The sequence below is a fragment of the Pantoea sp. Ep11b genome (assembly GCF_040783975.1).
Lineage (GTDB): Bacteria > Pseudomonadota > Gammaproteobacteria > Enterobacterales > Enterobacteriaceae > Pantoea.
Genome location: NZ_CP160631.1, coordinates 1,462,096 through 1,482,710 on the forward strand (window position 1 = coordinate 1,462,096; position 20,615 = coordinate 1,482,710).

The 20,615-nt window shown below is 55.1% G+C and carries 18 protein-coding genes and 7 tRNA genes; 8 read left to right on the forward strand and 17 right to left on the reverse strand.

Features of this window, described 5'->3' with window-relative positions:
* Nucleotides 1-5 precede the first annotated feature (5 nt).
* The 12 genes from AB1748_RS06845 to nagB form a co-directional block, all read right to left on the reverse strand.
* Nucleotides 6-80: transfer RNA gene (locus AB1748_RS06845), tRNA-Gln, on the reverse strand.
* 27 nt (nucleotides 81-107) lie between these two features.
* Nucleotides 108-182, reverse strand: a tRNA-Gln gene (locus AB1748_RS06850).
* 6 nt (nucleotides 183-188) lie between these two features.
* Nucleotides 189-265 (reverse strand) — tRNA-Met (locus AB1748_RS06855).
* A 22-nt stretch (nucleotides 266-287) separates the two neighbouring features.
* Nucleotides 288-362 (reverse strand) — tRNA-Gln (locus AB1748_RS06860).
* A gap of 34 nt (nucleotides 363-396) precedes the next feature.
* A tRNA-Gln gene (locus AB1748_RS06865) sits at nucleotides 397-471 on the reverse strand.
* Between the two features lie 22 nt (nucleotides 472-493).
* Nucleotides 494-578: transfer RNA gene (locus AB1748_RS06870), tRNA-Leu, on the reverse strand.
* A gap of 10 nt (nucleotides 579-588) precedes the next feature.
* Nucleotides 589-665, reverse strand: a tRNA-Met gene (locus AB1748_RS06875).
* 219 nt (nucleotides 666-884) lie between these two features.
* The gene (gene asnB, locus AB1748_RS06880; protein WP_293773651.1) at nucleotides 885-2,552 is read right to left on the reverse strand and encodes an asparagine synthase B; all 1,668 of its coding nucleotides are present in this window, start codon (nucleotides 2,550-2,552) and stop codon (nucleotides 885-887) included.
* Between the two features lie 309 nt (nucleotides 2,553-2,861).
* On the reverse strand, nucleotides 2,862-3,614 hold the full coding sequence (locus AB1748_RS06885) for an HAD-IIA family hydrolase (protein ID WP_111141045.1): 753 nt from the start codon (nucleotides 3,612-3,614) through the stop codon (nucleotides 2,862-2,864).
* 39 nt (nucleotides 3,615-3,653) lie between these two features.
* Nucleotides 3,654-4,874, reverse strand: a complete 1,221-nt coding sequence (locus tag AB1748_RS06890; RefSeq protein WP_111141043.1) for an N-acetylglucosamine repressor — start codon at nucleotides 4,872-4,874, stop codon at nucleotides 3,654-3,656.
* A gap of 7 nt (nucleotides 4,875-4,881) precedes the next feature.
* A complete protein-coding gene (gene nagA, locus AB1748_RS06895) occupies nucleotides 4,882-6,030 on the reverse strand; it encodes an N-acetylglucosamine-6-phosphate deacetylase (RefSeq protein ID WP_367396161.1) in 1,149 nt (382 codons plus the stop codon).
* Nucleotides 6,031-6,087: 57 nt separating this feature from the next.
* A complete protein-coding gene (gene nagB, locus AB1748_RS06900) occupies nucleotides 6,088-6,888 on the reverse strand; it encodes a glucosamine-6-phosphate deaminase (protein WP_111141039.1) in 801 nt (266 codons plus the stop codon).
* 326 nt (nucleotides 6,889-7,214) lie between these two features.
* Between nagB and nagE the strand changes: the two genes are divergently transcribed.
* From nagE to AB1748_RS06915, 3 genes are all read left to right on the forward strand, one after another.
* A complete protein-coding gene (gene nagE, locus AB1748_RS06905) occupies nucleotides 7,215-9,242 on the forward strand; it encodes an N-acetylglucosamine-specific PTS transporter subunit IIBC (RefSeq protein WP_111141037.1) in 2,028 nt (675 codons plus the stop codon).
* A 152-nt stretch (nucleotides 9,243-9,394) separates the two neighbouring features.
* A complete protein-coding gene (gene glnS, locus AB1748_RS06910; RefSeq protein WP_111141035.1) occupies nucleotides 9,395-11,062 on the forward strand; it encodes a glutamine--tRNA ligase in 1,668 nt (555 codons plus the stop codon).
* A gap of 235 nt (nucleotides 11,063-11,297) precedes the next feature.
* Complete coding sequence (locus AB1748_RS06915) at nucleotides 11,298-11,693, forward strand: hypothetical protein (RefSeq protein WP_111141033.1); 396 nt, start codon at nucleotides 11,298-11,300, stop codon at nucleotides 11,691-11,693.
* A gap of 69 nt (nucleotides 11,694-11,762) precedes the next feature.
* On the opposite strand, the gene fur is transcribed toward AB1748_RS06915, so the two are convergent.
* The 4 genes from fur to ybfF all read right to left on the reverse strand — a co-directional run bounded on the left by fur (nucleotide 11,763) and on the right by ybfF (nucleotide 14,424).
* Nucleotides 11,763-12,206: a ferric iron uptake transcriptional regulator gene (fur, locus tag AB1748_RS06920; protein ID WP_111141031.1), complete on the reverse strand. Its 444-nt coding sequence runs from the start codon at nucleotides 12,204-12,206 to the stop codon at nucleotides 11,763-11,765.
* Nucleotides 12,207-12,552: 346 nt separating this feature from the next.
* Nucleotides 12,553-13,083: a flavodoxin FldA gene (fldA, locus tag AB1748_RS06925; protein WP_111141029.1), complete on the reverse strand. Its 531-nt coding sequence runs from the start codon at nucleotides 13,081-13,083 to the stop codon at nucleotides 12,553-12,555.
* Between the two features lie 132 nt (nucleotides 13,084-13,215).
* A complete protein-coding gene (ybfE, locus tag AB1748_RS06930) occupies nucleotides 13,216-13,491 on the reverse strand; it encodes a LexA regulated protein (protein ID WP_003852811.1) in 276 nt (91 codons plus the stop codon).
* A gap of 168 nt (nucleotides 13,492-13,659) precedes the next feature.
* Nucleotides 13,660-14,424: an esterase gene (ybfF, locus tag AB1748_RS06935; protein ID WP_111141027.1), complete on the reverse strand. Its 765-nt coding sequence runs from the start codon at nucleotides 14,422-14,424 to the stop codon at nucleotides 13,660-13,662.
* A gap of 250 nt (nucleotides 14,425-14,674) precedes the next feature.
* Here ybfF and seqA point away from each other — a divergent pair, with 250 nt between their 5' ends.
* Together seqA and pgm are read left to right on the forward strand one after the other, a co-directional pair.
* On the forward strand, nucleotides 14,675-15,223 hold the full coding sequence (seqA, locus tag AB1748_RS06940) for a replication initiation negative regulator SeqA (RefSeq protein ID WP_367396162.1): 549 nt from the start codon (nucleotides 14,675-14,677) through the stop codon (nucleotides 15,221-15,223).
* A 26-nt stretch (nucleotides 15,224-15,249) separates the two neighbouring features.
* Complete coding sequence (gene pgm, locus AB1748_RS06945) at nucleotides 15,250-16,890, forward strand: phosphoglucomutase (alpha-D-glucose-1,6-bisphosphate-dependent) (protein WP_111141025.1); 1,641 nt, start codon at nucleotides 15,250-15,252, stop codon at nucleotides 16,888-16,890.
* A 39-nt stretch (nucleotides 16,891-16,929) separates the two neighbouring features.
* Here pgm and kdpE read toward each other — a convergent pair whose 3' ends face one another.
* A complete protein-coding gene (gene kdpE, locus AB1748_RS06950; protein ID WP_111141024.1) occupies nucleotides 16,930-17,604 on the reverse strand; it encodes a two-component system response regulator KdpE in 675 nt (224 codons plus the stop codon).
* A 257-nt stretch (nucleotides 17,605-17,861) separates the two neighbouring features.
* Between kdpE and AB1748_RS06955 the strand changes: the two genes are divergently transcribed.
* From AB1748_RS06955 to phrB, 3 genes are all read left to right on the forward strand, one after another.
* Nucleotides 17,862-18,062 carry a YbfA family protein gene (locus tag AB1748_RS06955; RefSeq protein WP_111141023.1) on the forward strand — a complete coding sequence of 67 codons (201 nt, stop codon included), beginning with the start codon at nucleotides 17,862-17,864 and terminating at the stop codon, nucleotides 18,060-18,062.
* 154 nt (nucleotides 18,063-18,216) lie between these two features.
* Nucleotides 18,217-19,173 carry a DUF523 and DUF1722 domain-containing protein gene (locus AB1748_RS06960; protein WP_111141021.1) on the forward strand — a complete coding sequence of 319 codons (957 nt, stop codon included), beginning with the start codon at nucleotides 18,217-18,219 and terminating at the stop codon, nucleotides 19,171-19,173.
* Nucleotides 19,174-19,185: 12 nt separating this feature from the next.
* Entirely contained in the window at nucleotides 19,186-20,610 is a 1,425-nt protein-coding gene (gene phrB, locus AB1748_RS06965) for a deoxyribodipyrimidine photo-lyase (protein ID WP_367396163.1), read from the forward strand.
* The last annotated feature ends 5 nt before the right edge of the window (nucleotides 20,611-20,615 follow it).

Consider the following 20,615-nt stretch of genomic DNA (forward strand, 5'->3'; position numbering starts at 1 on the left):
CAATTTGGCTGGGGTGCAGGGATTCGAACCCCGGAATGCTGGTATCAGAAACCAGTGCCTTACCGCTTGGCGACACCCCAATAGGTGTTAATCAAATTGTCTTTGTATGGCTGGGGTGCAGGGATTCGAACCCCGGAATGCTGGTATCAGAAACCAGTGCCTTACCGCTTGGCGACACCCCAATTATATGGTGGCTACGACGGGAATCGAACCTGTGACCCCAGCATTATGAGTGCTGTGCTCTAACCAGCTGAGCTACGTAGCCAAATTGTACTGCATTTCAATGATGGCTGGGATACCTGGATTCGAACCAGGGAATGCCGGTATCAAAAACCGGTGCCTTACCGCTTGGCGATATCCCATTCGTCCGTTCTCAGCATCGAGAATCATCAAAATTGGCTGGGATACCTGGATTCGAACCAGGGAATGCCGGTATCAAAAACCGGTGCCTTACCGCTTGGCGATATCCCATCCACGCTGCCGAATAATGAAATGGTGCGGGAGGCGAGACTTGAACTCGCACACCTTGCGGCGCCAGAACCTAAATCTGGTGCGTCTACCAATTTCGCCACTCCCGCAAAAAAAAGATGGTGGCTACGACGGGAATCGAACCTGTGACCCCAGCATTATGAGTGCTGTGCTCTAACCAGCTGAGCTACGTAGCCATCTTTTTTTTCGCGTTACCTTCATCGGCGTTGCGGGGCGCATTATGCGGAGTTGACCTGACAGCGTCAACAATTTTTTTACCGATTTTTGCCAGATAATCGCTGTTTGACTGGCTTATAACCAGCCTGGGTGTTTATTCGGCAATTTTTCAGTGAATACAACGCCGATCGTCAAAAAAATGGGCCGCAGCGGGCCCATTCTGACGTCTTTCTGTTGCCTTATTTATAGGCGGATTGATGCACACCGACCGCACGGCCTGATGGGTCATCCATGTTTTTAAATGCTTCATCCCATTCAATCGCTTTGGCAGACGAGCAGGCCACGGATGGACCGCCTGGCACACACTCTGCTGCGCTGGCTAACGGGAACAGCTCTTCGAAGATCTCACGATAGAGATACGCTTCTTTTGAACCCGGCGTGTTGAACGGGAAGCGGAAATGGGCGGTTGCCAGCTGCTGGTCGCTGATTTGCTTCGCGGCCACCTCTTTCAGTGAGTCGATCCAGCTGTAGCCCACACCGTCCGAGAACTGCTCTTTCTGACGCCACGCCACGCTCTCTGGCAGGTAAGATGAGAAACATTCACGCAGGATGTGCTTCTCCATTTTGCCGTTGCTGCCACACATCTTGTCGGCCGGGTTGATACGCATCGCCACATCCAGGAATTTTTTGTCCAGGAACGGCACTCGCGCTTCGACGCCCCAGGCGGACATCGCCTTGTTGGCACGGGCGCAGTCAAACATATGCAGCGCCTGCAGTTTGCGCACGTTTTCTTCGTGGAACTCTCTGGCGTTGGGGGCTTTATGGAAGTAGAGATAGCCACCAAACACTTCGTCTGCGCCTTCGCCCGACAGCACCATCTTGATGCCCATCGCCTTGATTTTACGCGACATCAGGTACATCGGCGTCGATGCCCGGATGGTGGTAACGTCATAGGTCTCGATGTGGTAGATCACATCGCGGATCGCATCCAGACCTTCCTGAACGGTGAAATGGATCTCATGGTGAACGGTGCCCAGATGCTCCGCTACGGATTTTGCCGCCTTCAGATCGGGTGAACCTTCCAGTCCGACCGCGAAGGAGTGCAGCTGAGGCCACCACGCATCACTTTTATCCTGATCTTCCACGCGCTTAGCGGCGAAACGCTTAGTCACGGCGGAGATGATAGAGGAGTCCAGACCGCCCGACAGCAGGACGCCGTAAGGCACATCGGACATCAGGTGGCTTTTCACTGACTCTTCCAGCGCATGTTTCAGACCGGCGGCGTCGGTGGTGTTGTGCTCAACGTTTTTGTATTCCATCCAGTCACGCTGCCAGTAACGACGGATTTCGCCATCGGTGCTGGAGAGATAGCTTCCCGGCGGGAACTCTTTGATTGAACGGCAGACCGGCACCAGCGCTTTCATTTCTGACGCGACATAGAGGTTGCCGTGCTCATCGTTGCCCATATAGAGCGGGATGATACCGATATGATCGCGACCGATCAGATAGGTCTGTTTCACGCTGTCATAGAGGATAAAGGCGAACATGCCCTCCAGTTCGTCGAGGAAATCGACACCCTTTTCCTGATAAAGCGCCAGGATCACTTCACAGTCAGAACCGGTCTGGAACGCGTAGCGATCGCTGAGTTCAGCGCGCAGCGCCTGATGGTTGTAGATCTCACCGTTGACCGCCAGTACGTGGGTGTGGTCGGCGTTATAGAGCGGCTGTGCGCCGTTGTTAACGTCAACAATTGAGAGGCGTTCATGCGCCAGAATTGCATGGTCATCGGCGTAGACACCTGACCAGTCCGGGCCGCGATGACGCATTAAGCGTGAACATTCCAGCGCTTTCTTGCGCAGCTCAACAGGATCGCTTTTCAGATCCAGCACACCAAAGATTGAACACATAACTGACTCCTGATCTCACCTTACGGCGATGTTATCTTTTACTGTTTGTCCGGCAGCCTGACGCTGCGTGATACATAAGAAAATGCGCTATTTGGTGTGATCAATGCAAGAGGAATCGTGATTTACTGATAAAAATATTGTTCACATGGCAATAAAATTGAATAAACGATAATTAAAACGTTTTTTTATTGTTGGATCGGCAATGAATTGACTTTTTTGCGCAAAAAACAGGCGGCTGAATGGGGCGGGAGAGGGCGGAAAAGGGGAGACGCATCACAGTGCAGCCGGATGCGTCATAAGCAAACGCAATCAGAACAGGTCAATATCGGCCACGGAAGGGTAGATCCAGTCCGGTCGGAATGGCATGGCATCAATATCGCTCAGCGTTGAGACACCCGACAGCACCAGCACCGTCTCCAGACCCGCCTGGAATCCGGCCAGAATATCGGTGCGCAGATTGTCCCCGACGATCACCGTCTCTTCAGAGTGGGCCTGCATTTTGTTCAGGGCGGCGCGCATGATGTAGGGGCTGGGCTTGCCGACCACAAACGGGCTGCGACCCGATATCTTCTCGATACCGGCACAGAGTGCGCCACAGGCGGGGATAAACCCGCGCGCGTGGGTGTCTGGATTGGTGGCGATAAAGCGCGCGCCGCTGGCCACAAAGAAAGCGGCTTTATGCATCATGTCCCAGTTGAACGAGCGCGTTTCGCCGACAATCACAAAATCGGGATTGACATCGGTAATGGTAAAACCGGCTTTATAGAGTTCATGAATCAGCGCGCCCTCACCAATCACATACGCCTTTTTGCCCTCCTGACGGCGCAGGAAGTCGGCAGTGGCCATGGCGGAGGTGTAGAAAACGGATTCCGGCACCTCGACGCCCGCCGAGGCAAAGCGGTTAGCTAAATCCTGCTCGGTTTGCGAGGGATAGTTCGTCAGCACCACCAGCGGCATCTCTTTGGCCAGAATACGCTGTAAAAACTCCTGTGCGCCGGGAACGGCCGTGTTGTCGTGCATCAGCACGCCATCAATATCACAAATTACGCTTTTAATGGTCATAGTCAGATCCGATGTGGCCCGCCATAGCAGCGGGATAGCTTAGTCTTCCAGAAGATGTTGCAGCAGAATGCCGTTAAGCATGGCACGTTTTGCCAGCGCAAACGCGCCAATCGCCGAGCGATGATCCAGGGTGGAGCGCACAACCGGCAGATTCTTACGGAACGCCGCCAGGGCCTGCGTATTGATGCAGCCCTCAATGGCGGGCAGCAGTACTTTCTCCGCCTCGGTGATCTCGCCCGCCAGCACCACTTTTTGCGGATTAAACAGGTTGATGGCGATCGCAATCGCTTTACCCAGATAGCGGCCAACGTGCTCAACCACTTCGCAGGCCAGCGCGTCACCCTGATTAGCCGCTTTGCAGATGTGGGCCATCTGACACGCCTCCAGCGTCAGCACGCTGGGGTAGCCCTGATTGAGCAGATGCCGTACCCGGTTCTCAATGGCACCATTGGCCGCAATCGTTTCAAGACAGCCAAAGTTGCCACAGTGACAGCGCTCGCCAAGCGGATCGACCTGAATATGACCGATTTCGCCCACGTTACCGTTGCTGCCGAGAAAAATATGACCATTGGCGATAATGCCTGCGCCGGTGCCGCGGTGTAAGCGCACCAGAATCGAATCCGCACAGTCGCGGCTTGCACCGAAGTAGTGCTCGGCCAGCGCCAGGCTGCGGATATCGTGACCGACAAAACTGGTGACGTTAAACCGCTTCTGCAGGCTGGCAACCAGCGGCCAGTGGCTGACAGAAATATGGGGCATATAGCGGATCACGCCATTCACCGGATCGACCAGCCCCGGCAGGATCACCGAAATTGCGATGAGTTCGCGGATTTTCCGCTGATGCTGTTCAGTAAAGCTGGCGATGGCGTTGAACAGCGCATGTTCCAGCGTCTCCTGCGTGCGCTCCGGCAGCGCATAATCTTCCTGCGCCAGCGATTTGCCGCTGAGATCGAACAGGGTCAGGGTGGCGTCGTGGCGTCCGAGCCGGACGCCGATGGTGTGGAAGTTGCGGGTTTCAGTGATGATGGAGATGGCGCGGCGACCGCCGGTAGACGCCTGCTGGTCTACCTCTTTTATCAGGCCGCGCTCGATCAACTGGCGGGTAATTTTGGTGACGCTGGCGGGCGCGAGCTGGCTGAGTTCGGCAATCTGAATGCGCGATATCGGCCCCTGCTGGTCAATCAGCCGATAAACCGCTGCGCTATTAAGTTGCTTAACAAGATCGACATTTCCTATTTGTGACTGGCCGCCAGTGGTCATTCAGTGCTTACTCGCTCAGGACGTCGTCTCCGTTGACAAACGTCTTAATGATTTTAAAGTCGCGGGTAAACACAGTCAGGTTCGCGATTTTTCCTGCTTCGATCGAGCCTAACTGCCTTTCCACGCCCATCGCCCGTGCCGGGTAGAGTGTTGCCATGCGTAACGCTTCATCCAGTGCGATACCCACATGCTCAACGCTGTTCTGTACCGCTTCAATCATCGTCAGGGCAGAACCGCTCAATGTGCCATTTTCATCAACACAGAGCCCGTCACGATAGTAGATTGTTTTGCCTGCAAAAATAAACTCGCTGATGGCGGCGCCTGCCGGTGCGGTGGCATCGGTTACCAGCACCAGTTTGTCACCTTTAATCCGTTTTGCATTGCGCACGTTAGCGTAATGTACATGTAAACCATCTGCAATGATGCCGCAGTATACATCAGGCGCATCAAACAGCGCACCGATAAGGCCCGGTTCACGTCCGGCAAAGGCGGGCATCGCATTGTAGAGATGCGTGGCGAACCGGATCCCCGCAGAAAAACCCGCTTTCGCCTCTTCATAGGTCGCATTAGAGTGACCGGCTGAGACGATGATCCCGGCGTTGGTCAGCTGACGAATCACGTCGCTGCCGGCATTCTCGGGAGCCAGGGTTACTTTAGTAATGACGTCCGCATTGGCGCAGAGATACTCCACCATCTCTGTATCGGGCAGGCGAATCAGCGCCGGATCGTGGGTGCCTTTTTTCGCCTTGCTCAGCCAGGGACCTTCCAGATGCAGGCCCAGCGCCTGATGCTGATGTTTCTGCAGATAGGCCCGCATGGTCTCAATCGCCCGCTTCATCAGGGCGTCACTGCTGGTGATGAGCGTGGGTAAAAAACTGGTGCAGCCCGACTTCTCATTCGCGCGCTGCATCGTTTCCAGCGTTTCCACGCTGAGCGCCTCAAGGCTGTCATTGAACTGCACGCCGCCGCAGCCGTTGAGCTGGAGGTCAATAAAGCCAGGCGCAATCAGCGCGCCCGCCATATCCCGCTGCTCAATGGTGGCCGGGATCGCCTCACGCGGGCAGACGCGCGCAATACGTCCGTCAGCAATCACGACCGCGTGATTATCCAGAACCTCGTAGCCGCTGTAGATTCGGCCGTTTACTAATGCGTACATCTCTCTTCTCCCGTCCAGGCCTGCTGTCACTCAGCGTAACAGCAGGTCACTGTTCTGTTACACGCCTTTCATATTTTCCGCTTCCATTTCGCGGAAATATTTCACGGTTTTCACTTTCAGTTCCATAGTGGCGGGTTCATCACACACCACCACCGATTTTGCGTGCAGTTGCAGACAGCTGATGGTCCACATGTGGTTGACGTTGCCCTCGACCGCCGCCTGCAGGGCCTGTGCTTTCACATGGCCGGTCACCAGAATCATGACCTCTTCGGCATCCAGCAGGGTGCCGACGCCGACCGTCAGCGCATATTTAGGCACCTGATCAACGTCGCCGTTGAAGAAGCGAGAGTTCGCCACGCGGGTGTCATGGGTCAGCGTTTTAATGCGGGTACGGGAAGCCAGCGATGAAGCCGGTTCGTTAAAGGCGATATGGCCGTCATTACCGACACCGCCCATAAACAGGTGTATTTTACCCAGCGCGCGAATTTTCTCTTCGTACTGGCGACATTCTGCGTCAATATCGGGTGCATTACCATTCAGCAGATTGATATTTTCCGGTTGAATATCAACATGATCGAAGAAATTGCGATACATGAAGCTGTGATAGCTTTCAGGATGCTCTTTTGGCAGACCGACATACTCATCCATATTGAACGTGACAACATGTTTAAAACTGACCTGGCCCGCTTTGTGCATAGCAATCAGGTGCTTGTACGCCTCCAGGGGCGTGCCGCCGGTCGGCAGCCCCAGGACAAACGGCCTGTCTGCCGTCGGGTTAAACGCGTTAATGCGGTTAACAATGTGTCGGGCCGCCCACTTGCCTACCTGAGTCGGGGTCGCTAAAGGAATCAGTCTCATGTTTCACCTCATTGAAAACAGAAAGGGGAGTGCTAAGCCGCTGCGTTATTCATCAGCCTGAACCTGGGGCTTATTCTCGCGGCGGCTCGCGCAGAATTCAATATTTCGAATCATAAAATAAGTTTGCGGGCATAGCCAGATGTTGCCGTTCAATACGATGTTTTTTAGTGATAAAAATCACATTTACCAGGGTTTTAATTTGCGAGGCGAATTAATTTATCATTACACTTCGCTGCGTGATATGAAGTGTATTAACGATCTTTGCAGCTGACATAACAACATTAAGCGGCGCAAAGCGACAAGTCAGGTTCATAGGGGGAAGGGGTATGTTAGGTTACTTACAGAAGGTAGGGCGCGCACTGATGGTGCCGGTGGCAACCCTGCCAGCAGCAGCAATCCTGATGGGGGTCGGTTACTGGATTGACCCGGACAGCTGGGGGGCGGGCAATGCGCTGGCCGCACTGCTGATCAAGTCAGGTGCCGCTATTATCGAAAACATGTCAGTGCTGTTTGCGATTGGTGTCGCCTACGGTATGTCAAAGGATAAAGATGGTGCAGCCGCGCTGACCGGTTTTGTCGGCTTCCTGGTCGTTACCACGCTCTGCTCACCCGCCGCCGTGGCGATGATACAGAAGATGCCGGTCGATCAGGTGCCTGTGGCCTTTGGCAAGATTAACAACCAGTTTGTCGGTATCCTGGTCGGGATTCTGTCGGCTGAGGTGTATAACCGCTTCAGCCATGTCGAACTGCCCAAAGCACTCTCCTTCTTCAGCGGACGCCGGCTGGTGCCGATTCTGGTCTCGTTCCTGATGATTCTGGTCGCCTTTATCCTGATGTATATCTGGCCGGTGATCTTTAACGGTCTGGTCGGCTTCGGTGAACATATCCAGAAGCTTGGCTCTGTCGGCGCCGGTATCTACGCCTTCTTCAACCGTCTGCTGATCCCGGTGGGTCTGCATCACGCCCTGAACTCCGTGTTCTGGTTCGACGTCGCCGGTATCAACGACATTCCGAAATTCCTCGGCGGCGCGCAGTCACTGGCGGACGGCACGGCTACCGTAGGGATTACCGGTCGTTATCAGGCGGGCTTCTTCCCGATTATGATGTTCGGTCTGCCGGGTGCCGCGCTGGCGATCTACCACTGCGCACGTCCTGAGAACCGCGTCAAAGTGGGCAGTATCATGCTGGCTGCGGCATTTGCTGCCTTCTTTACCGGTATTACCGAACCGCTGGAGTTCTCCTTCATGTTCGTGGCACCGGTGCTCTATCTGATCCATGCGGTGCTGACCGGGCTCTCCGTCTTCATCGCCGCCAGCATGCACTGGATTGCCGGATTTGGTTTCAGCGCCGGGCTGGTGGATATGGTGCTGTCGACCCGTAACCCGCTGGCTACACACTGGTACATGCTGATCCCGCAGGGGCTGGTCTTCTTCGCCATTTACTATGTGGTCTTCCGCTTCACCATCAAAAAATTCAACCTGATGACGCCGGGCCGTGAGCTGGCTGTAGCGGGTGATGAAAGTGATGGTTATGACGTCAACGTGGACAAAACCGGAAACGATGAGACGGCGACTGAATCTCTGGCGCGTCGCTACATCGGTGCAGTAGGGGGCTCGACCAACCTGACCGGCATCGACGCCTGTATCACCCGTCTGCGCCTTAACGTGAATGACTCCGCCCAGGTAAATGAGGGTGTGGCGAAACGTCTCGGTGCCTCCGGCGTGATCCGCCTTAATAAACAGAGCGTGCAGATCATCGTCGGCACCCAGGCTGAAAGCATCGCATCCGCCATGAAAAAAGTGCTGACCAGGGGGCCGGTTGCGGCGGCTGCGGCCGGCAGCGCGCCAGCAGAGCCGGACGTTAAGCCTCAGGCGGTACTGAACAGTGAGAAGCGGGTCATTGCGACCCTGCTGGCACCGGTCTCCGGTGAGGTCGTGGCGCTGGAGGCGGTGCCGGATGAAGCCTTTGCCAGCAAAGCCGTAGGCGACGGTCTGGCGATCAAACCCAGCGGCAAGCGGGTCGTGGCGCCGATTGCGGGCACCGTAGTGAAAATCTTCAACACCAATCACGCCTTCTGTCTGGAGACGGACAACGGCGTGGAGATTGTAGTGCACATGGGGCTGGATACCGTTGCGCTCGACGGCAAAGGCTTTACGCGTCTGGTGGAAGAGGGGGCCAGCGTAGTCGCAGGTCAGCCTGTGCTGGAGATGGACCTTGATTTCCTTAATGCCAACGCGCGTTCAATGGTGAGTCCGGTCGTGGTCAGCAACAGCGATGATTTCGCCGGTCTGACGCTGCTGGCCCAGGGACAGGTCATCGCGGGCGAAACCCCGCTATACGAAGTGAAAGGCTAATCCCCGCAACAGAACCCCACAGGCAGGAAGCGATTCCTGCCTTTTTTGTTTTAAAGGCTTAACAAACGGTTGTTTCCCTCAGACGCTTTGTGGATCATACTCCGTTACTTCGTGGTACAAATCACCCGTTATTCGTATTGAGGATTTTTGAGATGAGTGAGGCTGAAGCCCGCCCAACTAACTTTATTCGTCAGATCATCGACGAAGATTTGGCGAGCGGTAAGCACAGCAGCGTGCATACCCGTTTTCCGCCAGAGCCCAATGGCTATCTGCATATTGGTCATGCGAAATCGATCTGTCTGAATTTTGGCATCGCCCAGGATTATCAGGGTCAATGCAACCTGCGTTTCGACGATACCAATCCGGTTAAAGAGGATATCGAGTTCGTTGAATCTATCAAGCGTGACGTCCAGTGGCTGGGTTTTGAGTGGAGCGGTGAAGTCCGTTACTCATCAGACTATTTTGATCAGCTCTATCACTACGCCGTTGAGCTGATTTCCAAAGGGCTGGCCTACGTCGATGAACTGAGTCCGGATCAGATCCGTGAATATCGCGGTACCCTTAAAGAGCCGGGTAAAAACAGCCCCTATCGCGATCGCAGCGTGGAAGAGAACCTGGCGCTGTTTGAGAAGATGCGCAACGGTGAGTTCGCCGAAGGCACCGCCTGCCTGCGCGCTAAAATCGATATGGCCTCGAACTTCATCGTAATGCGCGATCCGGTGATCTACCGTATCAAGTTCGCGGAACATCATCAGACGGGCAACAAGTGGTGCATCTACCCGATGTATGACTTTACCCACTGCATCTCCGATGCGCTGGAAGGCATTACGCACTCGCTCTGTACGCTGGAGTTCCAGGACAACCGCCGTCTCTACGACTGGGTACTGGATAACATCACCATTCCGGTGCATCCGCGTCAGTATGAGTTCTCGCGCCTGAACCTGGAGTATGCGGTGATGTCGAAACGCAAACTCACCCAGCTGGTGACAGAAAAGCATGTCGAAGGCTGGGATGACCCGCGTATGCTGACCGTGTCGGGCCTGCGTCGTCGTGGTTATACCGCCGCCTCTATCCGTGAGTTCTGCCGTCGCATTGGCGTTACTAAACAGGACAACATCGTGGAGATGGCGTCGCTGGAATCGTGCATCCGTGACGATCTCAACGAAAATGCGCCACGCGCCATGGCTGTGCTGGATCCGCTTAAAATCGTCATTGAGAATCTGCCGGCGGGTCATAACGAAATTATCACCATGCCGAATCATCCGGGTAAGCCGGAGATGGGTACGCGTGACGTGCCGTTCAGCCGCGAAATCTGGATCGATCGGGCTGATTTCCGCGAAGAGGCGAACAAGCAGTATAAACGCCTGGTGCTGGGCAAAGAGGTGCGCCTGCGCAACGCCTATGTGATTCGTGCCGAGCGCGTCGCCAAAGATGAAGCGGGTAACATCACCTGCATCTACTGCACCAGCGACGTCGATACGCTGAGCAAAGATCCGGCCGATGGCCGTAAGGTCAAAGGGGTGATTCACTGGGTTTCTGCCGATCATGCGCAGCCTGCTGAGTTCCGCCTGTATGACCGTCTGTTCAGTGTGCCAAACCCGGGCGCGGCCGAGGACTTCCTGGCGGTCATCAATCCTGAATCGCTGAGCATCAAAAATGGCTTTGTCGAGCCGGGCCTGCGCGATGCGCAACCGGGCGAGCCGTTCCAGTTCGAACGCGAAGGCTATTTCTGCGCCGACAGTGTTTACTCGAAGCCGTCGCAGCTGGTGTTTAACCGCACCGTGGGCCTGCGCGATACCTGGGCAAAAACCGGCGAGTAAAACATTTTCGGGCTGACCCCATAAAATGGCAAAAGGGCGATTTATCGCCCTTTTTTATGGCCCCGATTTTCATCATCACCGACGTTTATTCTGCACTAACTGCAACTCCCCCTGCGCCCCCTGTGAGAGTAATCTGAGTTTAAAAAAATTAATCAATTTCAGAGTGTGAATTAGCCGCTTTCAGGTAGGCTATGCGCTCTCAACGGTCGCAAAGCGGGTTACAGAAGGAAAAAAAATGAACGCTCTCGCCCAGGAAGCCAAACACAGTGTCGTCGTTTTACATCAGCTCATTGAACGTATTTTTAATCAGGCAGCAGGCTCTGATGACAGTTTTGAGTTGCTGATGTCCTATTTCCATCCCGAATTTCGCATGGTGACGCCGAAGGGTAAAGAGTACAACCTCAATGACGTTGAGGATCTTTTCCGGCAGTTGCAGGGGCAGCGGGAGGGGATGCGCATCGCCACCTGTGAACATGTGATCCTGTCGCACCATGAAAAAGAGATCACGGTGCAGTATCGCGAAATGCAGATGATGAATGGCAATAATCAGAGCCGCATCTCCCTGGCGATTCTGGATTGCAGCAGTACTATCCCGCGCTGGCGTTATCTGCAGGAGACGCTGGTCGCCTGACCCGGCGGCAGTACGGACGAAAAAAAACCGGTGCATTCACCGGTTTTTTTGTATCCAGCCGCGCCAGAATTACTGGTCGTGCAGCGTTTCGTTTTCCCGGCAGTCGCCCACCGTGCAGTGGCCATAAAGATAGAGACTGTGGTTGGTCAGCTTGATGCCATGACGGGTCGCGATTTCGCGCTGACGCGTTTCGATCGACTCATCGCTGAACTCAATAACCTTGCCGCAATCCAGGCAGATCAAATGATCGTGGTGATGCTGCTGAGTCAGTTCGAAGACAGATTTGCCGCCTTCAAAGTTATGGCGTGTGACAATGCCCGCGTCATCGAACTGATTCAGAACACGGTAAACGGTAGCCAGGCCAATCTCTTCGCCAATGTCGATCAGGCGTTTGTACAAATCTTCCGCACTGACGTGATGGCACTCAGGTTCCTGAAGCACTTCCAGAATTTTCAGTCTGGGCAGCGTCACTTTCAGGCCAGCCTTCTTTAATGCGGTGTTGTTGTCAGTCATGCGGATTTTGTCCTGTTACTAATATCACTTTTGTGGCTTGTCGCCTTGAATGTCGATCTGCGCTTATTCTCATTTGCGTCTCATTATAGAGCTGAAGCGATGAAATGAAAACCAGAGGGCGTGCCTGAATCATCATGGGCGAGAGGGGATACGTCACCGGGCCGGGGAGGATTCTGGCAGAGTCTGTTTGACCATCACTTCGTCTTACCGCCTGAGAAAATACGCGGAAGATCGATGCGGGTATTCTACAGATTAAACGGAGAAAGTTAAAAAAATGTGGCTATTATTTCTATAGGAATTTCCATTGCCTCAATGTGAGCTGGCGCTCACATTGAGGCATGCAGGATCAGGCTTCCAGAATCTCTTTCAGCTGCAGCTCATCGAAAATCTGCTTAACCCACTGCTCAACACGCTGGCTGGTCAGTTCAGGCTGGCGGTCTTCGTCGATCGCCAGGCCCAAAAAGTGCTTGTCATCTGCCAGACCTTTTGAGGCTTCAAAATGGTAGCCTTCGGTCGGCCAGTGGCCGACGATGACCGCACCGTGGGGTTCGATGATGTCGCGGATGGTGCCCATCGCGTCACAGAAGTACTCTGCGTAATCTTCCTGGTCGCCGCAGCCGAACAGCGCCACCAGTTTGCCGTTGAAGTCGATCTCTTCCAGCGTCGGGAAGAAGTCATCCCAGTCGCACTGCGCTTCACCGTAATACCAGGTCGGAATACCCAGCAGCAGGATATCAAACGCTTCCAGATCTTCTTTTGTGCTTTTTGCGATGTCATGCACTTCTGCAACGTCTTTACCCAGCTGCTTCTGGATCATTTTTGCAATGTTTTCGGTATTGCCGGTATCGCTGCCAAAGAAGATGCCTACGAGTGCCATGAGTAAAATAACCTCTTAAATCCTGATAATGAGATGTGTGCCGCAGCACAATTCAGCGAATAATAGCAGACGAGACAAACCCGCGGAACGGTTAAAGCCTCGACATTTGCTCCTGCGTGCGATTTGCCCGCGTTAATCCAGTTTGAGCTGTGCCAGCAGCATCTGTTCAATCAGTTCGCTGCGGCTGAGATTGCGCTGTTCGGCCAGCGTATTGAGTGCATCGACGGCTTCACTGTTCATTTTCAGCTCGACACGCCGAAGTCCGCGCCCTTTGTCGCGTTTCAGTTGATTGCGCTTGTTGATGCGCAGCTGTTCATCACGCGAAAGCGGACTGGTTTTGGGTCGACCCGGGCGGCGCTCATCAGCAAAGAGATCGAGCGTCGTGCGGTCAGTCTGTTCTTTTGCCATGGCTTAGTAAAACTGAATGGGTGCGGGTGTCAGACACTCACCGCGCAGATTATAAATTATTGGCCGCTGCCGCAGCAAAACTGACCTGCTGCAAAATTTTAGCGCGACATCATACTTCACGCTTACGCCCGACGCCAATCCTAAACCTTTACCGCCATCTGATTGCTTTTAAAGCGCAAAAAATCGACGAACTGCGCGCAAAACGGCATCGGGTTTTTCCGCATGGACCCAGTGTCCTGCGCCACCGATGACGTGCGCCTGCGCCGCCGGAAACTGCTGAAGCAGGGCATCGCGGTAACAATTATCCAGATAGCTGGACTCCCCGCCGCGAATAAACAGCGCCGGATGCGGCCAGGCGGGCACCGGCTGCCAGCCAGAAATCGTCGTGTAGTTGTCCCACAGCACCGGCACGTTAAAGCGCCATTCGCCCTCCTGAAACGACTTCAGCAGAAACTGGATGACCCCCTCTTCGTCGATCAGCGTACGCATAATGCGCGCCGCCTCGCTGCGCAGTGTCACGCCCGCGTCCGTCACGGCACGGATAGCGGCAAAGATGTCGTCGTGGCGGCGGGTCTGATAGTCCACCGGTGCGATGTCAATCATCACCAGCCGATCAATGCGGTCCGGTATCAGTGCACTCATCGTCATGGCAATTTTGCCACCCATCGAGTGACCGATCACCGCAACGCGGTTGATGCCGTGGGCATCCAGGGTATCGACCATATCCTGCGCCATTACAGCGTAGTTCATCTCGTCAGAACGGGGGGAAAGTCCGTGGTTACGGACATCGACCTGTAGCAGCGGACCAGCATCTTTCAGCCCGCGCGCCAGCACGCCAAGGTTATCCAGACTGCCAAACAGACCATGAATAAGCAGGATGGGCAGGGAATCAGCAGGAGATTGTTCAGTTTGCAGACGGGCGTTCAAAATCATAGCAAAGTTCTTAAGTTTGAGACCTGAGCTTAGGTTATCATGGTTTCACCTTTTCAGGCGCGCCGGTTCCGGCGGCATTAGGACATATTCTGACTTTTGCCCGTAAACCGTTTGATTACTAACAACCCGCCTGAATTTAACTTTATAATCCTGATGTTAGAACCCACACATCCTTTGAATCGCCCGACTATACTCAGGGCTTTTCAGGCAACAGGTGGTTCTGTCATGAGAAAGAACCGTACGGAATAAGATGAAAACGATCGAAGTTGACGAAGAGCTCTACCGTTATATCGCCAGCCACACGCAACATATTGGTGAAAGCGCATCCGACATTCTGCGCCGCATGCTGAAGTTCACCGCCGGTCAGACGGCGCCCGCGTTGCCTGCGCAGCCCGTTTCAAAAGATGCAGCGAAAGAGTCTCAGCCTGTGTCTGTAGGATCGCGCCCGCAGGATCGTGTTCGCGCGGTGCGTGAGCTGCTGCTGTCCGATGAATATGCGGAGCAGAAGCGGGCGGTAAATCGTTTTATGCTTATCCTGTCAACGCTCTATCGTCTCGACACCACAGCCTTTGCTGAAGCCACTGCCTCTCTGCAGGGCCGCACCCGCGTCTATTTTGCCGGTGACGAGCATACGCTGTTACAGAATGGCACCCATACTAAGCCGAAGCATGTGCCCGGCACGCCGTACTGGGTCATCACCAATACCAACACGGGTCGTAAATGCAGCATGGTCGAACACATCATGCTCTCGATGCAGTTCCCTGCGGAACTGACCGAGAAAGTTTGCGGCACCATCTAAAACTTAAGCGTCAGGGAGCAGCGCCAATGGCCAATCACCCACGTGCCGGGCAACCCGCCCAGCAGAGCGATTTGATTAATGTTGCACAGTTAACGTCACAATATTATGTCCTGAAGCCCGATGTGGCGAACCCGGAACATGCGGTGAAGTTTGGCACCTCTGGCCATCGCGGCAGCGCAGGGCGTCAGAGCTTCAATGAAATGCATATTCTGGCGATTGCACAGGCCATTGCCGAAGAGCGCAAAAAGAATGGCATCACCGGACCCTGCTACGTTGGTAAAGACACCCATGCGCTGTCAGAACCGGCCATGCTCTCGGTGCTGGAAGTGCTGGCGGCTAACGGCGTTGATGTGATTGTGCAGCAGGACAACGGCTACACGCCGACCCCTGCGATCTCGAATGCGATTCTTGAGCATAACAAAGCGGGTGGCGCGCTGGCTGACGGTATTGTGATTACGCCGTCGCACAACCCACCGGAAGATGGCGGCATCAAGTACAATCCACCGAATGGCGGCCCGGCTGACACCAACGTCACGAAAGTCGTGGAAGATCGCGCGAATCAGCTGATGCAGGCGGGACTGAAAGAGGTGAAACGTCTGCCTCTGGAGCAGGCGCTGGCCAGCGGTCACGTTGTAGAGAAAGATCTGATCCAGCCTTATGTTGAAGGTCTGGCGGAGATCATCGACTTCCCGGCAATTCAAAAAGCCGGTCTGAAGCTGGGTGTTGATCCACTGGGCGGTTCCGGTATTGCTTACTGGCAGCGTATCGCCGAGCACTACAAGCTGGATCTGACGCTGGTGAATGACGCGGTTGATCAGACCTTCCGCTTTATGCACCTGGATAAAGATGGCGTTGTGCGTATGGACTGCTCCTCCGAGAGCGCCATGGCTGGCCTGCTGGCCTACCGTGACAAGTTCGATCTGGCCTTTGGTAACGATCCTGATTATGACCGTCACGGCATTGTGACCCCGGCGGGTCTGATGAATCCAAACCACTACCTGGCCGTAGCGATCAACTACCTGTTCCAGCACCGTCCGCAGTGGGGCCAGGACGTTGCCGTTGGTAAAACGCTGGTGTCCAGCGCCATGATTGACCGCGTGGTCAACGACATCGGCCGTAAGCTGGTCGAAGTTCCGGTGGGCTTCAAGTGGTTCGTTGATGGCCTCTATGACGGCAGCTTTGGTTTCGGCGGCGAAGAGAGCGCAGGTGCTTCATTCCTGCGTTTCGACGGCACACCGTGGTCAACCGACAAAGATGGCATCATCATGTGTCTGCTGGCGGCGGAAATCACTGCCGTGACCGGTAAGAATCCGCAGGAGCACTATGACGAGCTGGCCGCGCGCTTTGGTGCACCGAGCTACAACCGTCTGCAGGCGTCAGCCACCTCCGCGCAGAAAGCCGCGCTGTCGAAGCTGTCACCGGAGATGGTGAGCGCGGATACCCTGGCGGGCGATCCTATCACTGCGCGTCTGACCGCGGCACCGGGTAACGGGGCTTCGATCGGTGGCCTGAAGGTGATGACGGAGAATGGCTGGTTTGCAGCGCGTCCGTCAGGCACCGAAGACGCCTACAAGATCTACTGCGAAAGCTTCCTGGGCGCCGAGCATCGCGCGCAGATCGAGAAAGAAGCGGTAGAGATCGTCAGTGAAGTGCTGAAAAACGCCTGATAAGTCGGGCAGAAAACGAGGCGCCTCTGGCGCCTTTTTTTATGGCATAAAGCGATAGCCTATGCCGGTTTCGGTCAGCAGATGGGCGGGCTGGGTCGGATTCGCTTCCAGCTTCTGCCGCAGATGCCCCATGTAGATCCGCAGATAGTGGCTGTGCTCCACTGCATTCGGTCCCCAGACCTGGCTCAGCAGCTGCCGCTGTGTCAGCACCTTTCCGGCGTTATTGAGCAGAATACTCAGCAGACGGAACTCGATCGGAGTGAGGTGGATCTCGCTGTCACCGCGCTGCACCCGCCGCGCCGCGAGGTCGACGCTGACGTCGGCAAAATGGATGCGGGCATCCGGCTGCGGGCGGCTGTGACGCCGCAGCGCGACCCGGACGCGCGCCAGCAGTTCACCAATACCAAAGGGCTTGGTCAGGTAGTCATCCGCGCCAGCATCCAGCGCGGCGATTTTATCCTGCTCATCGCTGCGCGCCGACAGCACGATGACCGGTATGGCGCTCCACTGGCGCAGGTCGCGAATAAAATCGGTGCCATCCCCATCCGGCAGGCCAAGATCGAGGATCACCAGGTCGGGCTTGCGGGTCGCCGCTTCGATCAGCCCGCGCTGCAGCGTGTCGGCATCCACTACTTTCAGCGCTTCATTTTCCAGCGCCAGCCGGACAAAGCGACGGATCTCTTTCTCATCTTCAACGATTAACACCGTGGTCACGCATTACCTGCCTTAAGTGAGGGCCGAAGCGTTACTTTATCAAGATTTCAGGTCGTCGTCCGCGTGCCTGGCGGGTGAGAATTTTAAACTCAACCGTAACCAGACAATAACCATTTTGTAACTTAGTTACAGGCTGATTCTTGAACAATAAAAAAGGCGGTAAATAAGTGGTCAGATGAGTAGTAAAATTACACAACCTGGCGTAAATTAAGACACAGATCACATTCACAGACTTATCATTGCCGGGAGGAGAAACCATGTATCAGGCTTATCCACGTTACAAAATTATTGCACGACGCACGCTGGTGATTCTTCTCGGCGTGCTGGCTCTGCCTGTTATGCTGTTCCGCCAGGACAGAGCGCGCTTCTACAGCTATCTGCATCGCATCTGGTGTAAAACCAGTGCCAAACCGGTCTGGCTGGCGCAGTCTGAAGCCGGTGGCGGGGCGTTCTGGTAATCTGCCCGCGCGCACGAGAGGCCTGGTCTGCTGACCAGGCTTTTTTTTGCGTTTTTTCTGAGAATAAGCAGTTCTGAACTGCGTAATCGGGCTTTATTCCTGTCACTTTTGCGCTACACTTAAACCTCTACAAGATTTTGGAGGTTGTACAAGTATGGGCAAAAAAATCCCCGTTGGAATCAGTGCATGCCTGCTCGGCGACAGTGTCAGGTTTGATGGTGGCCATAAACGTCTTACTTTTGCGACTCAGGATCTTACCCCATTTGTCCGCTTCGAACCGATCTGCCCGGAAATGGCGATCGGCCTGCCTACACCGCGTCCGGCGTTACGGCTGGTAAAACAGGATGATGACGAACTGCATCTCTGTTTCAGCAAAGATGGCGGTGAAGAGGTGACGCAGGAGATGCGTGCCTGGTCTGCCGAACGGGTGAAATCGCTGCACCATCTGTCTGGCTATATCCTGTGCGCGAAATCGCCCAGCTGCGGCATGGAGCGGGTGCGGGTTTACGAGCCTGATAATAATAACAACCGCAAAGTCGGCACCGGTATTTTTGCGGCGTTCCTGCAGCGTGAGATGCCCTGGCTGCCGCTGGAGGAGGATGGTCGTCTGCATGACCCGGCGCTGCGTGAGAATTTTATCGGCCGCATCTGCGCGCTGCATGAGTTCAACGAGATGTGGGAAAACGGCCTGACCCGTCACGGACTGATTGCTTTCCACAGCCGCTATAAGCTGATGATGCTGGCGCACTCGCAGGAAAAATATCGCGAACTGGGTCCGTTTGTTGCATCGATGAGCCAGTGGGAGTCGCTGGATGCCTTCGCTTTTGAGTACCGCAACCGCATGATGGCGCTGATGTCCCGTCCGGCGTCACGTCGTAACCATACTAACGTGCTGATGCATGTGCAGGGCTACTTCCGCCGTCAGCTCAGTTCACCCCAGCGTCAGGAGCTGGCAACGCTGATTGACCGCTATCGTCAGGGGACGCAGCCGCTGCTGGCACCGATTACGATCCTCAAACACTACATGGCAGAGTATCCGCACCCCTGGCTGGCCCAGCAACGCTATTTCGATCCCTATCCCGAAGCCTTGTGCTTACGCTACGGACAGTAATTCAGGAGGCATATGACCACCCATCTGGTCTGGCTGCGTAACGATTTACGCATCAACGATAATCTTGCACTGCATGCCGCCTGCCGGGACAGCAAAGCAAAGGTGATGGCGCTTTTCCTTGCCACACCTGAGCAGTGGCAGCAGCATGATATGTCGCCAAAGCAGGCGGCATTTATTCATGCCAGCCTGACCGCGGTTCAGGATGCGCTGGCCGAACGCGGTATCGAACTGCACTACAAAGCGTGTAAAGCTTTTGGCGACAGCGTCGATGCGCTGGTGACGTTCTGCGATGAGCACAAGGTCGATCAGCTTTTCTACAACTATCAGTATGAAGTGAACGAGCGTGAGCGCGACGCCGAGGCTGAAAAGCGGCTTAACGACGCCGGTGTCACCTGTCAGGGCTTTGATGACAGCCTGCTGCTGCCACCAGGCAGCGTGCAGAGCGGCGATCGCTCGATGTACAAGGTCTTTACGCCGTTCAGCAAAGCCTTCGTCCGCCGTCTGCAGCAGGGATTGCCGGAGTGCGTACCCGCACCGAAAGCGCGCGAGGGTGCGCCGCTGAAAACCACCCGGATCCCTGCCTTTGATTGCCCCTGTGAAGCGTTCGACGAGGAACGCTTTCCGGCAGGCGAAGAGGCCGCGCTGAAACGGCTGCGCCACTTCGCGGGCAAGCCGGTGGTCGATTATCCGGCTCAGCGCGACCTGCCGGCGCTGGATGCGACCAGCCGCCTGTCGGTCTATCTGTCGACTGGCGTGCTGTCGCCCCGTCAGTGTCTGCATCGTCTCCTGCACGAACATCCCGATGCGCTGGAAAATGGCCGTGCGTTCACCTGGCTGAATGAGCTGATCTGGCGCGAGTTTTACCGTCATCTGCTGGTCGCCTACCCGGCGCTGTGCCGCCATCAGCCGTTTGTTGACTGGACGCGCAACGTCGAATGGCAGAAAAACCCGGCCCATTTTGAGGCCTGGAAGGCGGGCAGGACCGGTTTCCCGATTGTGGATGCGGCCATGCGTCAGATGAATCAGCTGGGCTGGATGCACAATCGTCTGCGGATGATTACCGCCAGTTTCCTGGTCAAAGATCTGCTGATTGACTGGCGCGAAGGTGAACGCTACTTCATGCAGCAGCTGATTGATGGGGATCTGGCGGCCAATAATGGTGGCTGGCAGTGGGCGGCCTCGACCGGCACGGACGCGGCTCCCTATTTCCGCATCTTTAATCCGACCACTCAGGGCGAACGCTTTGATCCGCAGGGAGAGTTTATCCGTCACTACCTGCCGGAGCTGGCCGAGGTTCCCGACAGCGATATTCATCAGCCGCATCAGTGGGCGGAGAAGCACAAGAAGAAACTCGATTATCCGGCACCAATCGTGGATCATAAGGCAGCCCGTAAAAAGACATTAGACGCCTTTGAGCGCGCGAAAAGCGCCGCCTGAGGCTT

What these genes read in the sequence shown, in the direction of transcription:
- AB1748_RS06915 (WP_111141033.1), top strand. Translation starts at nt 11,298, where the DNA reads ATGAACGCTCTCGCCCAGGAAGCCAAACACAGTGTCGTCGTTTTACAT.
- ybfF (WP_111141027.1), bottom strand. Translation starts at nt 14,424, where the DNA reads ATGATTTTGAACGCCCGTCTGCAAACTGAACAATCTCCTGCTGATTCC.
- nagA (WP_367396161.1), bottom strand. Translation starts at nt 6,030, where the DNA reads ATGTACGCATTAGTAAACGGCCGAATCTACAGCGGCTACGAGGTTCTG.
- asnB (WP_293773651.1), bottom strand. Translation starts at nt 2,552, where the DNA reads ATGTGTTCAATCTTTGGTGTGCTGGATCTGAAAAGCGATCCTGTTGAG.
- AB1748_RS06885 (WP_111141045.1), bottom strand. Translation starts at nt 3,614, where the DNA reads ATGACCATTAAAAGCGTAATTTGTGATATTGATGGCGTGCTGATGCAC.
- AB1748_RS06890 (WP_111141043.1), bottom strand. Translation starts at nt 4,874, where the DNA reads ATGACCACTGGCGGCCAGTCACAAATAGGAAATGTCGATCTTGTTAAG.
- fur (WP_111141031.1), bottom strand. Translation starts at nt 12,206, where the DNA reads ATGACTGACAACAACACCGCATTAAAGAAGGCTGGCCTGAAAGTGACG.
- seqA (WP_367396162.1), top strand. Translation starts at nt 14,675, where the DNA reads ATGAAAACGATCGAAGTTGACGAAGAGCTCTACCGTTATATCGCCAGC.
- pgm (WP_111141025.1), top strand. Translation starts at nt 15,250, where the DNA reads ATGGCCAATCACCCACGTGCCGGGCAACCCGCCCAGCAGAGCGATTTG.
- AB1748_RS06960 (WP_111141021.1), top strand. Translation starts at nt 18,217, where the DNA reads ATGGGCAAAAAAATCCCCGTTGGAATCAGTGCATGCCTGCTCGGCGAC.
- glnS (WP_111141035.1), top strand. Translation starts at nt 9,395, where the DNA reads ATGAGTGAGGCTGAAGCCCGCCCAACTAACTTTATTCGTCAGATCATC.
- fldA (WP_111141029.1), bottom strand. Translation starts at nt 13,083, where the DNA reads ATGGCACTCGTAGGCATCTTCTTTGGCAGCGATACCGGCAATACCGAA.
- nagE (WP_111141037.1), top strand. Translation starts at nt 7,215, where the DNA reads ATGTTAGGTTACTTACAGAAGGTAGGGCGCGCACTGATGGTGCCGGTG.
- nagB (WP_111141039.1), bottom strand. Translation starts at nt 6,888, where the DNA reads ATGAGACTGATTCCTTTAGCGACCCCGACTCAGGTAGGCAAGTGGGCG.
- AB1748_RS06955 (WP_111141023.1), top strand. Translation starts at nt 17,862, where the DNA reads ATGTATCAGGCTTATCCACGTTACAAAATTATTGCACGACGCACGCTG.
- phrB (WP_367396163.1), top strand. Translation starts at nt 19,186, where the DNA reads ATGACCACCCATCTGGTCTGGCTGCGTAACGATTTACGCATCAACGAT.
- ybfE (WP_003852811.1), bottom strand. Translation starts at nt 13,491, where the DNA reads ATGGCAAAAGAACAGACTGACCGCACGACGCTCGATCTCTTTGCTGAT.